The sequence below is a fragment of the Leptospira broomii serovar Hurstbridge str. 5399 genome (assembly GCF_000243715.2).
GTDB lineage: Bacteria > Spirochaetota > Leptospiria > Leptospirales > Leptospiraceae > Leptospira_B > Leptospira_B broomii.
This window is the reverse complement of sequence record NZ_AHMO02000008.1, coordinates 74,941-89,063: the sequence shown is the minus strand read 5'-3', so window position 1 is coordinate 89,063 and position 14,123 is coordinate 74,941. Positions and strand designations below refer to the sequence as shown.

At 42.9% G+C, this 14,123-nt stretch carries 12 protein-coding genes and 1 pseudogene; 8 read left to right on the top strand and 5 right to left on the bottom strand.

Annotated features, from left to right (window positions below; all coding sequences use genetic code 11):
- Positions 1-39 precede the first annotated feature (39 nt).
- Positions 40-774 (bottom strand): pseudouridine synthase family protein, encoded by a 735-nt coding sequence (locus LEP1GSC050_RS05780; RefSeq protein ID WP_010570299.1) that lies wholly within the window; start codon positions 772-774, stop codon positions 40-42.
- Positions 775-872: 98 nt separating this feature from the next.
- On the opposite strand from LEP1GSC050_RS05780, the gene LEP1GSC050_RS05775 reads away from it, so the two are divergent.
- Entirely contained in the window at positions 873-1,487 is a 615-nt protein-coding gene (locus tag LEP1GSC050_RS05775; RefSeq protein WP_010411335.1) for a helix-turn-helix domain-containing protein, read from the top strand.
- A gap of 15 nt (positions 1,488-1,502) precedes the next feature.
- Positions 1,503-2,507, top strand: coding sequence for a hypothetical protein (locus LEP1GSC050_RS05770; RefSeq protein WP_010570298.1), 1,005 nt, complete (start codon positions 1,503-1,505; stop codon positions 2,505-2,507).
- Positions 2,508-2,632: 125 nt separating this feature from the next.
- Here LEP1GSC050_RS05770 and LEP1GSC050_RS05765 read toward each other — a convergent pair.
- Positions 2,633-3,955: pseudogene (locus LEP1GSC050_RS05765) on the bottom strand (sodium:proton antiporter); the annotation flags it as partial.
- Positions 3,956-4,352: 397 nt separating this feature from the next.
- On the opposite strand from LEP1GSC050_RS05765, the gene perRB reads away from it, so the two are divergent.
- Positions 4,353-4,814 (top strand): peroxide-responsive transcriptional repressor PerRB, encoded by a 462-nt coding sequence (gene perRB, locus LEP1GSC050_RS05760; RefSeq protein ID WP_010570296.1) that lies wholly within the window; start codon positions 4,353-4,355, stop codon positions 4,812-4,814.
- Here the strand turns inward: perRB and lpdA are convergent.
- Both lpdA and LEP1GSC050_RS05750 read right to left on the bottom strand, forming a co-directional pair.
- Positions 4,804-6,222, bottom strand: a complete 1,419-nt coding sequence (lpdA, locus tag LEP1GSC050_RS05755) for a dihydrolipoyl dehydrogenase (RefSeq protein WP_010570295.1) — start codon at positions 6,220-6,222, stop codon at positions 4,804-4,806. The genes perRB and lpdA overlap by 11 nt on opposite strands.
- A gap of 309 nt (positions 6,223-6,531) precedes the next feature.
- On the bottom strand, positions 6,532-7,275 hold the full coding sequence (locus tag LEP1GSC050_RS05750; protein WP_040911441.1) for a class I SAM-dependent DNA methyltransferase: 744 nt from the start codon (positions 7,273-7,275) through the stop codon (positions 6,532-6,534).
- Between LEP1GSC050_RS05750 and LEP1GSC050_RS05745 the strand changes: the two genes are divergently transcribed.
- The 4 genes from LEP1GSC050_RS05745 (at position 7,274) to LEP1GSC050_RS05730 (ending at position 11,804) form a co-directional block, all read left to right on the top strand.
- Entirely contained in the window at positions 7,274-8,476 is a 1,203-nt protein-coding gene (locus LEP1GSC050_RS05745) for a hypothetical protein (protein WP_232225662.1), read from the top strand. The genes LEP1GSC050_RS05750 and LEP1GSC050_RS05745 overlap by 2 nt on opposite strands.
- Positions 8,467-8,979: a chemotaxis protein CheX gene (locus LEP1GSC050_RS05740; protein ID WP_010570291.1), complete on the top strand. Its 513-nt coding sequence runs from the start codon at positions 8,467-8,469 to the stop codon at positions 8,977-8,979. Before LEP1GSC050_RS05745 ends, LEP1GSC050_RS05740 begins: the two co-directional genes overlap by 10 nt.
- A gap of 39 nt (positions 8,980-9,018) precedes the next feature.
- A complete protein-coding gene (locus LEP1GSC050_RS05735) occupies positions 9,019-10,050 on the top strand; it encodes an alpha/beta hydrolase family protein (RefSeq protein ID WP_010570290.1) in 1,032 nt (343 codons plus the stop codon).
- Between the two features lie 263 nt (positions 10,051-10,313).
- Positions 10,314-11,804 (top strand): DUF342 domain-containing protein, encoded by a 1,491-nt coding sequence (locus LEP1GSC050_RS05730; protein WP_010570289.1) that lies wholly within the window; start codon positions 10,314-10,316, stop codon positions 11,802-11,804.
- Positions 11,805-11,834: 30 nt separating this feature from the next.
- On the opposite strand, the gene mtnA is transcribed toward LEP1GSC050_RS05730, so the two are convergent.
- Positions 11,835-12,914, bottom strand: a complete 1,080-nt coding sequence (gene mtnA / locus LEP1GSC050_RS05725) for an S-methyl-5-thioribose-1-phosphate isomerase (RefSeq protein WP_010570288.1) — start codon at positions 12,912-12,914, stop codon at positions 11,835-11,837.
- Positions 12,915-13,079: 165 nt separating this feature from the next.
- On the opposite strand from mtnA, the gene LEP1GSC050_RS05720 reads away from it, so the two are divergent.
- Complete coding sequence (locus LEP1GSC050_RS05720; RefSeq protein WP_010570287.1) at positions 13,080-14,090, top strand: rhomboid family intramembrane serine protease; 1,011 nt, start codon at positions 13,080-13,082, stop codon at positions 14,088-14,090.
- The last annotated feature ends 33 nt before the right edge of the window (positions 14,091-14,123 follow it).

Sequence of the window (14,123 nt, the reverse complement as noted above, 5' to 3'; positions counted from 1 at the left end):
GTCGTCTTGATCGCGACCGAAAATATCGCTCCAGAGTATTCAATTAGGCAGGGAAATTCCAGGAAAAAAGGGAAGGTATTTTTGAAAATCATTCGGGAGCGGCGAAAGCGTTTGCGAATGAATTCCTTCCTCCGTTTTGAATTTTAGAAGATAAGAATGAAGTAAAGAACGGTTTGGGATCGGAACCGATTTTTTTATTCTCAGATCGTTCGGTATATAAACGGTTTCACCTAAAATAGGAAACCCTGCGGCAGCGATTTGAAATCGAATTTGGTGTCTTCTTCCCGTTATTAAGGTAGCCTCAAGAATAGAGATGTTAGCATCTGTGTTAGTCGATAGAACTTTAAAATCGGTGATTGCCTTTTTCCCGCCTGACCGAACGGCTGTTATACGACCTTTCCCGTCCTTCAAGAAACATTCTTCTCGAAACAATTTATCCGGGGGAATTCCATTAACAATGCATAAATATTTTTTTTCCGCGTGGGATAGGATCTCATCGGCTTCCTTATTTTTTTCCGGATCGGTACAAAATACGACTAAACCTGTCGTATCCAAATCCAATCGATTCACGAGTCGGAGATACGTGAGGTTTTCCTGTGCTTGGACTAGATCCGCAAAGTTTTTTCGACGCGGATCTAGTGTTGCATGAACTGGAAGACCGGCCGGCTTCTCGGCTATGAGTAAAAAACTTCCACGGTAACAAATTTTCAAACTTTGCATAGGCTTATCAGAAGCTATCGATCGTGAAGGATTTGATTTTTCCCGGAACGTCATGCAAATCCTATGATCCGAAATCCTATCTTCTTGTAAACCTGTCCTGTTTTTATGGAAATTAGATTGACACACTTTCCGTTATATTGGATGAAAAAGGTATGAACCAGGCCGATGCGGAAGAATTAGACGGAAAAGATCTCGTCTCCAGTGAACATATTACAGAAGTCGTAAAAGAAAACCTTAAATTAATCCGCCATACTAAAGGCCTCTCATTAGATAAATTGGCCTCGCGTTGCGGAGTTAGTCGGGCAATGCTATCTCAAATCGAGCAGGGTAAGAGCGTTCCGACAATAGCAGTTCTTTGGAAAATCGCGAACGGTTTGAATGTGCCGTTTAGCGAACTGTTAAAAGAAAAGGGAACCGACGGGGTACTCGTTTTAAAAGCTGAAAATACGAAGATTTTATATTCCAGTTCTAAAGTTTTCTCGAGCCGGGCTTTGTTTCCTTTCTTGGGAGGAAGGAGAACCGAATTTTACGAATTGGTTTTGAAACCCGGAGGAATCGAAGTCGCAGAACCTCATCAAGCGGGAACTACGGAGAATCTTGTGGTAGTATCCGGAAAATTAAGACTCCGAGTTGCGGACAAGGTAGTGGAGCTCGATACTAAAGATTCGGTGTTCTTTAGAGCCGACGTTCCTCATGAATACATCAATCCGACAGATAACGAAACTTTGATGTATCTAGTCATGGATTACAGGGACGAGGTTTCCTGAATTCGGTACGGATCCTTGAAATCTAAAATTTTAGCGTTATTCGCGATTGTCGTCTGTTCGGATTTGTTCTCACAATCCGAGGCTGAGACTAAACCTCCTCCTTCGGGATATTTCGGAGTCGATCGGTACGAAGAGCAGATTTCTTGTCACAAGGAAGATTGCATTCAATATACGTTGGATGATTTGAACGAGAAAGGAGGGAAGTCCGAGTTGAAGAGACTTCTTTCGGAAAACGTAGGGAAAGTTCTCGTAGACACGATGTCGAAGCGCTTGAAGCTCGGAGACGACGGCTTGGAAGATATTCGGGATTTCTTATTGGAAATCTCTAAACGAGACGGCAGAGTGGCCGTCGAGAAATTGCATATCGCCACTCGCGGGTTGGAAATACCGGAACCACCTCTTCTCAAAGATGTCGGGTTTGTGGGATGGAATGTTTTTAAACGAGTGTATCGCGGAATTTATTATAGGCCGACCACCAACTATAACGCGAAAGTTTTATACAACCCGACGACGGGAAATATCGCGATGGTTTTCATCGTGCATAAAAGATACGGCGATATTTGTGAAACGGTATTTGCTTCATGCAACGAAATCGAGTATTTGGATGAGGATACATTTGACCTTCAATTATCCACCGCTATTAAGGAATCTAAAGAAAAGGGTCTGCCCGTTCGTGTGAATTTTAGGCAGGTTGAAGCGACGCTTCCTGAAACAAGATTGGAATGGGACAATCTTAAGAATATGGGTCGTTCCGCCAGAATGTACAAATGGTTGGCCGCTGCGAAAGATCGAGACGTAAAACCGGTCGTGAAATCCCGATTTCTTCCGTTGCAGGCGGCATTAACGGTTATCGATTATTCTCTTTCCGTTTACGATTGGATCGGAAGATACATAATGTATAAGCCGGCGACCGATACGAAGGCCGAAGTCTTATATACGGAAAAAATAAATCCGGACGGGAAGGTGTCTCGTAGCCTACACTCGGTCGTTTTTGCTCCGATTCCTAAATCTTCCGAATAAGTTAAGATTACTAGAATCGGCCAGCATCTTTCTCGGTTCCAAAAGGACGTAAAAAAATCCTCCCGTTTTCCTATGTGTCTCCGAAAGAACGGAAGGATTTTTTAATATTTAGAACGCTTCTTCGATCAAATAAAGAAGACGAACGTTAATAGAATGAAAGTCGGAATCAGCAACGCCAAGGAATAAATGACATATCCTCCGAAGCTAGGCATCTTGATATTGTTTTCCTCCGCGACGGATTTGACCATAAAATTCGGGGCGTTACCGATATAGGTTAAGGCACCCATAAATACGGCTCCGACCGAAATTGCCTTTAATAAAGATTCTCCGAACGGGTCCGCTAGGATTTGATGCATATCTGAAAACCCTAATAAGCCTTTTGCCAAAGAAACGAAAGTCAAGTAAGTGGGGGCGTTATCCAGAACTCCCGAAAATAATCCGGTTACCCAAAAGAAGTGCCAAGGCTTCGTTACGCCTAACTCTTTTCCATGATGCTCAAGCAGGAGTAGCGCCGGAATCATAGTAAGAAAAATTCCGATGAATAGATATGCGACTTCTTGAATCGGTTGCAGAGTAAATTTATTTCTTTTCCGTAATTTCGGATCGGAAGAGAATTTGGAAGCAAGAATAAGTAAAATTAGCACTGCTTCTCGAAAGAATCCTAGATAATGATTTTCCTTAATGGCCGGAATGTAATGGTCATTAATATAAGCGACAGATAGAACGACGCCTAAAAGCCAAATCAAGTTTACTTGTCCTTCTAAACCGATCGGTTCCTTGTTTGCGATATCCCGCTGAATATCCTTTTTGGTCTCTTTTCCGTGCATTATCGTGTCCCAGATGAAGTAGATCACGAGCAGAATGATCGAGGCGATAAGCATTTCAGGAAACAAGCTAAAGGTCCAGGTAAAGGGAACTCCTTGCAGATATCCTAAAAATAAAGGCGGGTCTCCTAAAGGAGTAAGCGACCCTCCGATATTCGAAACGAGGAAGATAAAGAAAATCACGGTATGGACAACATGTTTTCTTTCCGAATTCGTCTTTAAGATCGGACGGATCATCAGCATGGATGCTCCGGTTGTTCCGATAAAGGAGGATAAGAAGGTTCCTACGATTAGAAATATAGTATTGTTGATCGGAGTCGCTTCGATATCTCCCTTTAAAACGATTCCTCCCGAGATGTAAAAAAGCGACGCAAGTAAAATGATAAACGGAATGTAATCGAATACCATAGTATGATATATTTTTTCGCCGCAGTTATAAGCCAAAAGGACTCCGAAGGAAATTCCTCCTAATGCAAGAGCAATTAGAAGCTTATTATTATTATTTTCCCACCAATGTGCCGTAGAATGCGAGACTAACGGTAAGAGTGCTATGCTTAATAGGATCAGGATAAAAGGAACGACCGACCAAAACGGTAAGTCGCCTCCTAAGCTTTCATGGTGTGATGCGGGATTCGAGTCATGGTGCTCTTTCTGAGATTCCGGTGCAGTCGGCGCGGATTCTGTTTGAGCCACACTCTCGCCGGACTTCCCAACTGTAGAATTCTCGGCTCCGATAGCCAAAGGTAGCAGCAGTGTAAAGATTAAGATGGAATTAAGGATTTTGTTTCTCATTCGTTCCTGTCATTTCCGAAGATTTTTGGTCACGTTATAGGTCGGAAGAATCCCTTTCAAAGGAAAAACCCAATTGGCGCCGTTTTTTCGTAGGGTTTTTTGGATTGCGGAATTCTATACTAATCCAAAGGTTTCCCTAGACTAGCGTGGAAATAGGCATTTTTTCTATAAGATTCGGTGCGAAACGACCGTCTCATATTATAGAGACCTTTTTTCACGACTTTGCACAATGAATCATTTCGATAAGAAGAATAACTACTGCCTCACTCCAGATGAGATCGAAATGCGGTTAAAGTCCGTTTCTATTCAACCTACGATGCAACGAATTTCAATTTGCCAGTATGTTCTTTGTGAAGCGGATCATCCGACTGCGGAGGAAGTTAAGGAATGGGTGGATAGCCGGTCATTTAAGATGAGTTTGGCTACCGTCTATAATACTTTGAATGTGCTTGTCTCTGCCGGCCTTCTCCGTGAATTTAAGTTTTCCTGTCTAGGAAAATCCGTCTACGATAGCAATATAGACGATCACTACCATTTTTTTGATGAGACCACTGGTAAATTTCACGATGTAGATGCATCTTTGCTCAGTCTCGAATCTCATCTGCCGACTGAATTCAAAGTCAATAAGGTAGACATTCTGTTTTCGGGTACGATGGATCCTATTAAGAGCGAATCAATTTCTATAGATTAATCGCTTCTCCCAATCCTTGGGCTGCGGCTTCCATAAGAGCTTCTGAAAGAGTCGGATGCGCATGAATTCTACCGGCGATTTCTTTCAAGGTCAATTCCGACCCGATTCCCAAGTTGATCTCCCCCAATAATTCAGTCACGTTCGGGCCTATCAGGTGGGCTCCTAATATTTCCCCTGTCTTCTTATCCGCTACTAATTTTACCAACCCTTCCGTGTCTCCTAACGCTTGAGCGCGACCACTGACTCGAAATGGAAATTTTCCTACCGCAATTTCGAAACCCGCTTTCTTAGCCTCTTCTTCCTTGTAACCGATGGATGCCACTTCCGGATGGCAATATGTGCATGCAGGAATTTTGCCATAATCGATGGGTTCATAGACAAGATTGTGAGGGTTCCCCTTTGCGATCGATATCGCCTCGGCTGCTTTGACTCCTTCCATCGAAGCTACATGCGCGAGTAGGGGAGCTCCTATACAATCTCCAATCGCATATATATTCGGGACTTTACTTTTATATTTAGTATCCACTTTTACGAATCCTTTTTGAAGGAACACTCCGACCTCTTCCAAAAACAATCCTTCGGTGTTGGGAACGACTCCGATTGCGACTAAAACTTTCGCAAATTCCTGCCTTTCTCCGTTTGCAGGAAAGCCTTCTCCTTTTAATAATAAGGAGACTCCATTCGCTTCTAGTTTCGGCTCAGTGACTCCTACATTTGCGAGTATTTTAATTCCGCGCTTTGCAAAAGATCGGTTCAGCAAGTTTGAAATTTCGGAATCTTCTAAGGGTAGGATTCTATCCTGCAATTCAATAAGGGTGATATCCGTTCCCATCGTCGAATAAAAGTCGGCAAATTCGGCTCCGATAGCTCCTGCTCCTATAATGGCGAGAGATTTGGGGGCGCCTTCTTGGATCATCGCGTGTTTACTTGATAGAACTTTTTCACCGTCAAAAGATAAACCGGGAAGTTCTCGGGGACGTGCGCCCGTCGCAATGATAAAAAATTCTGAATGAATTTCCTCTTTTGAAGAATCAGGAAGCCAAATCGTATCATTATCTTTGAAAACAGCGCTTCCTTTCTTTACGGAAATTTTATTTTTCTTCATGAGGAAGTCGACACCATTCGCCATCGTATCAGCGACTCCACGAGAACGTTTGATTACCGCAGGAAAATCGGGTTCGACCTCTGTGACTTTGAGGCCGAAGGTTTCCGCTCTTCGTATCGATTGGAGAAGATGCGCGGATTCTAACAGGGCTTTTGTGGGAATGCATCCCCAATTCAAGCACACGCCGCCGAGTTTTTCTTTTTCAACGAGGCAAACGTTCAATCCTAATTGTGCGGCTCTGATTGCGGCAACATAACCGCCCGGACCACCGCCAATCACGGTTACGTCAAAATTTTCGGCCATCTGCTTCCTCCAGATTCTAAGATTGCAAATAGAAAGTTCAATGGGAAGGAATTTTTAGGGCAGCCCCCGCCCTTTCTGGGCGGGGGCTGGTTCGGTGGTACCCCGACACGCGTAGCATAATTTTCGGAATTTGGATAGTTCTTTTTTCGAGGGGCATTGTGGGAGCTCACACATGATTTTTTCGAAGAAATTAGTTGCAGATTCGGATATTTCCTGCTAAGAAATTTCTTCCGTAAAACCACCCCCATCCCCCACCCAGGAAGGGCGGGCCGCACGCCCCACGCGCCTCCATAACGATCTTCAGCTAACTTATACGCTTTTTTTCTTGAGTACTAAGATCATCCGACTTGCGTTACTTCGGAATTTTACTTCGCTATAATTGGAATAAACGTTAAGAATTTCCATTCGATGTTTTGAAACCATTCGCTGAAATTCTGTAAGAAAATAAGCTCGCATTAAATGCTTATCTTTGATCTCTTTTGAATTCAGATTGTATATGTAGTTTACTTCCACTACAGTGGCTTGGTCAGCACGAACCAATCTGAACCCACGATTTCTTTGAATTATCGTATTCCGCGCTTTAGTCTGGGAAACCGGTGCAATTGCCTTGCGTTTTATCTTTCTCAACGGTTCTGCATTCCAAACTTCCAGAACGGCTATACCGGCCGGTTTTAGATTTTGTTCTAAATGTTTAAGGGCCGCTTCGACCTCTTCGTTACTTAACAGATAGTTAAACGAACCGAATAAGCTTATAATTCCGTCCAATTGCTCGGCCGCTTTATATGTCTGCATGCTTCCTACTTCGAATCGACAATGAGAATAGCGTTTTTTGGCGACTTCGATCATTCGGACGGAGGAATCGACTCCCTTAGGCTTATAGCCAAGGCCCTGGAAATGCGTGACATGTTCGCCTGTGCCGCAGCCAAGATCCAATATATTTCGAATTCTATGCTTTCGGAAAAGACGATCTAAGAATTGAGTTTCCAAGTCGAATTTCCTGGTATTCTTTTCAATATCGAAGTAGTATTCCGCGAGTTCCGAGTATAGTTTCATGGAAAAATCATTTGAGCTAGAAGGAAGTCCGCCCGTTACATATAGTAACGGAACGGAGTCCGGCAAAATGCAATTTTTCGGGGATTTTTTTCTATTTCTTTCCACCTTTCTCGTCGCTGAGGAGGCTTCCTCGTTATTGATCGATGGGGAAGTAATCGCCCTCGCAGGGATTTCGATCGCCATGCTTGCTTTATTCGGATTTGTAGTTCGAACTAACGTAGAAAAAAGGGAAGAAGTAAGCGGGCAATTTAAGGAAACGTCCAATTCAAAGAAAGGATCTCAAGCAAAATTAAGTGAATTTTCCTCTTTAGAAACGGAACGTTCCGCGACTGATATTTCTCCTGCATCCGTCCCTGCTCTTGAAAATACCGAGAGGGAAACGTTTAGGAGGGTAGACAAACTTTCGGAAATTCTGAAGGAAGAAGCCGACTCTACACCGGTTTGTTTTCATTTTCCCGTGAAAGGCCAGGCTTACGAAGTATTACAGGATTTTTTGCGTTCTTTACCTGAAGGAGATCATTGGGAAGTTCATCTATACGCACCGAATCGAAAATTAAGTCGTACCGCAACGAAAGAAGGAAGCATGATAGTGTTCCAGGAAGGATTTCCGGAAGTTGCGGAGAATCCTCCTATCGAGGAAGCTATATCATGGAAACTCGAATGGGAAGGTATCCGTATAGGGCAGATATTGTACTTATCCCGGTCGGAAATAAATCTTAACGTTTCGACAATCGCGCCTTTGCTTGAATCTGTTACCGAAAAACTTGCTCTTGCGGCAAAAACCGAGGATTACGAAACGGGTTGGCTCTCTCATTTATCGTTTTGTAATACGTTGGAAAAGGAGAGAGTTATCGGAGACGAGCCTAAAATTCTTCTCTTTATCGAATTTACGGGGGCGGAAGGACGATTGCTTCCAGCCTTGAAAAGTTTCGGAAATTGGTGGAGAGAGAAATACGGCGAATCCTCATCACTTTTTCGAATCAGAAATCATCGGGTTGCCGCTTTTTTAACTTCCAAAGATTGGCTAACATTTCAAAGTGCTCTTCCGCTCGTAATGGAATTTTTGGGCTCTTCGGATCTTTCTTTGAATGTAGGAGCCGCAGTTAGAATTCGGCCTGGTGACAAAGATTGGGAGTATAAAGCTAGAAAGGCCTTATACTCGTCCGTGACGGAAGGTTTAAATCGCTTAGTATGTCTTTAAATTTGGATCCTTTACTCGACGAAAAATTTATTCTTACGATCTCTCAGATCTTTCCGGAATTTCTGGACAAAAATTTGGGAGTTTATGCTGCGAGAGAGGCTTTCGGCCCTTCCAAGAACGAAGGATTCTGTTACGAAAATTGTACGTCCGTAGAATTCAAAGGAGAAGCCGAAGGTAGATTGTTCTTAGCAATGGACGGTTACACAAAATTAAAATTATTGCCTAAGATTGCCCGCTCATTCCATATCGATCCGACGATCCGAAGTCATGCAGCGTCGATAATGCTTGAATTTGCCAATCAGATTTGTGCCGAACTCATTTCGGAAATGAAACTGGGTAGATTTGAAATCGATATATTACCGCCGGAAAATCTGAATCATAAATTAGTTCCCGTTGATTTGGAGCACTATAGGCAATATATACTAATCTATTTTTTAAAAGACGAAAGTGCAAAACAATATCTTGGAAGAATCTATCTGATTCTTCTTATGAAAAAATATTAATTCAAAAACGTTTCGGACGCTTTCTTTTACTCTTTCACTATGATAGAAAAATATTATTTAGTCGGTTTGCCCTTCCTGATTCGATACGCAGGTTTAGGTTTTTCTTCCGTTCCATCGATTCAAGAACGAAATCTTGTACTAGATTCAGGATTAGAAATAAGAACGAAAATTTTTCCAGGGGGAAGGAACGCTCCAGCCGTTTATATCCAGCACGGAATGAGTGCACGCGGAATCGAAGATCCTCGAATTTTGGAACTAGCAAGACATCTTCATAGTACCGGATTTACCGTTTACCTACCGGAATTGCCCGAAATCAAAGACTTAAAAATTTCTTCCGAAACTGTTCCTAAAATCCGTTCTACATTTCGCGCCATTTATAAACTGGAAGGTAAACCGGTTTCATACTTGTCTGCAAGCTTTTCGGCCGGCATGGGAATGGTAGCTCTTTCGAACGAAGAGGAACAAGTCAAGTTATCGTCAACCTTACTGGTTGGGACTTACTCCGATTTTAGCAAAACGCTTCCGTATGTAATCGCTAATTTTGAAAGAGACCCGTATGCGGTGTATGTCATGTTGTATAATTATATTAAAAAGGTACGGAATGATTTCCACCTCTTAGAAGAATTCTTTCTGGAATCCGCTTTGGATTCCGGACTGCAACGACGGGCAGATGCGGCAATCGGCCCAAGAATGTATCTTGCCCTCAGTCCTGCGGAACGCGAATTTGTGGATGAAATTAGATCCGTGCCATCGTTCAGGGAAGAATTGTCGGCGGAAATTTTGAATTCCCTTCCGTCCGGCTTCATTAAAGAGAATTCTCCTGCCAATTTTACTTCTTCTTGGAAAAAACCCATCGCATTGCTACACGGATTTGATGATCCGGTGATTTCTTCGACCGAATCCGAGGATTTATTCCGAGATCTCCGAAATCGACTCAAAGATTCCCCAGTCCTTGTAAAGTCGCGTTTACTGACTCACGGCGATCATTTGCCGTTTTATACGCAATTTCCGGAAATTCCAGCTATGGCCAAAATTTGGGGATTCTTTATAAAAAACGCCTTTGAGGCTTAAAAGGGGGTGTTATTTTTCTCGAAATTTATCCGTCCTCATATAAAGGTACTTTCGTGTCAAAATGCCTCGAGTTGGAACCTTTCTTAGTCGACGATAAGAGGGAAACGTAAGGGATTTAAGTGTAAACTTTTGTCTCCGATGGGAACGCGAAAAAAGAGAAAACTTAGAATCGGGCGCGATTGTTGTCAGAAAATTGTTAACCTATTGCTAAATTATAAAAAAGGCTGCAACTAGTAAGAAGGTCCGATTGTTAGTAAGGTAGAATGATTGTGAGTACTGAACAAACCTCAGGATTGCCGGAACAAGATACAAGCTGGGAAAGCGTATTTACTTTGAAAGTAGCTAACGACGCTTTATCAGCCGAACTTACGATTCGGCCTGGGATGATAAAAGGGCGTTCCTTATCTACGGGAGTTATCCTAGAATTTTTACATGATCGAGATATATCTCAAGAACGAGTTTTAAACGATCAAATTTATCAAACACTAAAGCACCTAGCCGATGCTACTTCGAAAATGAATTTTTCGCCGGTAACCTTTCCTGTCGCAGCGGGTCTTCCTCCGACGAAAGGAGAGGATGGATGGTTGAAATTTTACCATCCCCAAGCTCAGAGAGTAAAAATCGGGGAGGATGGAAAGGCCGATTTTCGGAACATCGATCGATACATATACGTTAAAGAAGGCGAGAAACTTGCGACCCTCTTTGAAGGAATTCCCGGCAAAGCCGGAATCGACGTATTCGGAAAACCGATAGCCCCTCCTGCGATAAAGAGGCCGAAATTAACCGTTGGAAAGAACGTGCAGGAAAGGCAGACGTTGGTGGACGGAAAACCGTTACGCGAATACCACGCGACTACAAACGGAGCCATATTTTCCACAGACAGTTCGGTTACCGTTTCTCAGGAATTGCAGATCGATTCCAATGTAGGAATAGGAACGGGAAACGTTAATTACGACGGAAACGTATTAGTCAAAGGTGATATAGAATTGGGTGCATCCGTTGTTACGAACGGAAGTTTGATCGTTAAAGGAAATATCGAATCTTCCGATCTTACCATCGCCAGGGATTTGGAAGCAAGCGGTGGAATTAAAGGTGATGGCAGAAACGTCATAAAAATAGGCGGCCACTTAAACGCTAAATTCATAGAAAACGCCGAGATAGAAGTCGATGGAGACGTAGTAATCGAAGGATTTATTTTGAATTCCAAAATCCATTGCCTTGGGACGATTGCATTGAATGGTTCGAACGCGAATCTAGTTTCTTCGTCGGTAACTGCGTTTACCGGTTTGGTATGCAGCAATTTGGGCTCTCAAGCGGAATTGGATACCGTCGTTGAATTAGGATTTCATTTTCGGAACGATCGCGCTTTTGAGGAATTGACTAAGCGTTTGCATTCCGCCGAAAAAGAAATGGAGAAGGTTCTTCCCAAGATTCAGCAAATTAAACAGCTAGTTCAGCGGTCTCGAGGTCAAATTCCTGAAGAGAAGAAAGAAGGCTATCGTAAGGTTTTCGAAGAGTATAACGAAAAAAATCGATTTATAGAAGCCTTAAAGCAAAAGATCGAGGTTCTTAGAACGACTCGTTTCCATCCTGGAGAAGTACAACTAGTCGTTCGGAAGGGAGCTTATAAGGGAGCGATTATCAAGTATAGAAGGCAAATCGAGAAGATCGACAAATTTCAGTCAGCCTTCATGATGCGTTTTCATCCAGGCCAGGATAAAGCGGCGATGGTCGCAGTCAAAGCTCAAAAATAAGAAAAGATCGACGAAAAGGTATTCGATTAGTTAACCGAATACTTTTTGGATTTCGGACGGTTTTACGATACCTCTTTCGGTAATAAATGCAGTGATCAACACGGCAGGAGTTACATCGAATGAGGGATTTAGAGCTTTGACCTCTTTTGGAGCAATAACGCCTTCCCCTAAAATAGGGGAACCGTCTTCTTTTTTTAAGAAATTCAATCTTGTGACTTCTTCAGGGTTTCGCATTTCTATCGGAATATCTTTACCGGAAGGGATTCGGAAATCGAAACTTTTTTCCGTGGCAGCAATGTAGAAAGGTACGCCATGGGCCTTCGCTACGATGGCTAAGGGATATGTTCCGATTTTGTTGGCGGAGTCTCCATTGGCTGCGACTCGATCGACCCCGACAATCACTGCATTGATTTTCTGAGTCGTCATCAACCAACCTGCCATACTATCCGTAATTAAGTAAGAATCAATCCCTTCCTCTAATAGTTCCCAAGCGGTTAGTCGTGCGCCTTGAAGATAAGGCCTAGTTTCATCTGCATAGACCGTTAGATCGTATCCTTCTTCATGGAGAGAGCGGATCACACCCAAGGCCGTGCCGTGACCCGCCGTTGCGAGGGCTCCGGTATTACAGTGAGTTAAAATTCTTATTTTTTCCGACTTATTCGGAAATAATGCCAATCCATTATTCGATAAAGCTATATTATTTCGAATATCATCTTCGTAGACACCGATCGCAAATTTCTCGGCGATATTTTGGATTTCGCTTAAGCTTAAAGATTCGAATTTTTCTTTCGGGAGTAGTTTTCTAAATTCGTCGAGAGCGGTTCGCAGATTAACCGCTGTCGGCCTTGATTCTAAGATGCGAGATAGAATTGTCTCCAGCGATTCATATGACGGCTTGGCGTCGAATTTTTTTAATTCTAAGACCACACCGAATAATCCGGTGATCGCAATTGCCGGCGCCCCCCTAACAATCATTTCGCGGATGGCTAGAATTGTATCGTCCGCGGTCGAAGCCAAAAACCACTCTTTTTTGCCGGGTATCATGCGCTGGTCTAAAAGACGTAAAATTCGGCCTTCCCAGAAGATAGGGCGTAAATTTTGCTTTTCCAAACTTTTTTTGGCTCGATTTACTAAAGCGAGCCCTCCTTTCCTACGATTATAACTATGTGATTGAAATCATCCGCCAACTCCCAGGGGATGAGGACGAACCGGGGCTACAATAGGCCCCGGCTTTGCCTACTTGACTCCACTACCAGTTCCCTTAAACCTTACATAATGGCAAAGAGAAATTACGGCTCTAGTCTGAAGCTGTTCGGATTTTCCGTATTCCATCCCCTGAATATCATATTATTTACGAACTTCGCCGTATGGGGACTCCTCATGCTCGAAGGCGGCGGGGGAATTCTAACTTATTATTTTGGCCTAAATCCAAGTCTCGTTGTTGAGAAGGGGATGGTTTGGCAGATCTTTACGTACGGCTTTCTTCACGTAGTAGGCGAAGGATTATTTATGCCTTTTTTACATATCGGTATGAATATGTTTGGCTTGTATACACTTGGATTTTGGATTTGTCGCTATATGAACGAGTGGAAATTCTTTACGATTTATCTTTTATCCCAACTCGGTGGGGGAATTTTCGTGGTGGTTTTTGCTTTTGTCGGGTTAAAGACAGGCTTGGTACCAGAATATTCTTCTTGGGATAGTTATCATACTTCTACAATAGGTGCTAGTGGAGGTGTCTTTGGAATTCTCGCCATATTTGGGAATCTTTTTCCTGAGGCGAGATTTGCCTTCCCACCTGTACGAGCAAAATATGCACCATGGGTGCTCGTAGGTGTGGGCTTTGCTTATGACCTTTTTACATTACTTCAGTATTATCGGAGCGAAGATCATCAGACCTCTTTTTTTGGAATGATGAGTAATTCAGGACATCTTGGCGGTGCAGTATTCGGTTTACTTGCGCTAAAAATTTTCTCCCATTGGGGAAAGCCTGTGAAATCTCCGATCTTTATCAAAAGGATTAAGAAAGAAGCGAGTCCAAATGCTCCGATTCCGATGGATAATTTGTTCGAAGTTCAAATTCGTAAAAACCGCGATTTATTAAGTAAGTTGCATTCGATTTCGTCCGTCGAAGAAAGGGAGAAAGTTCTACAGCCATTGCAAGCTACTAATACGAATCTTTGCCCGCCTTCTTCTTACGACTCTGAAGATCCGTTTTGCCTACGTTGCGAGTGGTTGCAAAATTGTGAATTACGTAGGTTGAGAAAGAATGATCCTCTCGTCTAAAGGTGTATAGCGCAAACTCTATAGTCTGCGAAG

Bases quoted from the DNA above. Each gene is read 5' to 3' on its own strand.
- LEP1GSC050_RS05780 (WP_010570299.1), bottom strand. From the start codon at position 774: ATGACGTTCCGGGAAAAATCAAATCCTTCACGATCGATAGCTTCTGAT.
- LEP1GSC050_RS05775 (WP_010411335.1), top strand. From the start codon at position 873: ATGAACCAGGCCGATGCGGAAGAATTAGACGGAAAAGATCTCGTCTCC.
- perRB (WP_010570296.1), top strand. From the start codon at position 4,353: ATGAATCATTTCGATAAGAAGAATAACTACTGCCTCACTCCAGATGAG.
- lpdA (WP_010570295.1), bottom strand. From the start codon at position 6,222: ATGGCCGAAAATTTTGACGTAACCGTGATTGGCGGTGGTCCGGGCGGT.
- LEP1GSC050_RS05745 (WP_232225662.1), top strand. From the start codon at position 7,274: ATGGAAAAATCATTTGAGCTAGAAGGAAGTCCGCCCGTTACATATAGT.
- LEP1GSC050_RS05750 (WP_040911441.1), bottom strand. From the start codon at position 7,275: ATGAAACTATACTCGGAACTCGCGGAATACTACTTCGATATTGAAAAG.
- LEP1GSC050_RS05740 (WP_010570291.1), top strand. From the start codon at position 8,467: ATGTCTTTAAATTTGGATCCTTTACTCGACGAAAAATTTATTCTTACG.
- LEP1GSC050_RS05735 (WP_010570290.1), top strand. From the start codon at position 9,019: ATGATAGAAAAATATTATTTAGTCGGTTTGCCCTTCCTGATTCGATAC.
- LEP1GSC050_RS05730 (WP_010570289.1), top strand. From the start codon at position 10,314: ATGATTGTGAGTACTGAACAAACCTCAGGATTGCCGGAACAAGATACA.
- LEP1GSC050_RS05720 (WP_010570287.1), top strand. From the start codon at position 13,080: ATGGCAAAGAGAAATTACGGCTCTAGTCTGAAGCTGTTCGGATTTTCC.